Annotated in this window: 1 protein-coding gene; it reads left to right on the forward strand. The window is 57.0% G+C overall.

The features are described from left to right. A partial coding sequence (locus ZA05_RS18345) for a hypothetical protein (RefSeq protein ID WP_197276072.1) occupies window positions 1-270 on the forward strand: 270 nt, incomplete at both ends.

The raw sequence follows: 270 nt of genomic DNA on the forward strand, positions 1-270 counted from the left end.
GGTTGCCCTGGGCAGCATCACGGGTGGCTGTAACCTGATGGTTGAAGTGACCAATCCGGGGGCACCTGATGCCTGTGGTGGTTCAACGGAAGTTATCTGGACAGCTACCAGCGACTGTGGGGCACCGTTATTGCTGAGTTCGACCTTTACGGTAGAGCCTGCACCAGAGGTTTCCTTCAACGCGCCAGATGATTATACAATGGCAGCCTGTTCCGACCAGGCTTCCATCGACCAGGCATTTGCCGAGTGGGTTGCCCTGGGCAGCATCAC

The sequence above is a fragment of the Mangrovimonas sp. TPBH4 genome (assembly GCF_001280505.1).
In the GTDB taxonomy this organism is placed as follows: Bacteria; Bacteroidota; Bacteroidia; order Flavobacteriales; family Flavobacteriaceae; genus Mangrovimonas_A.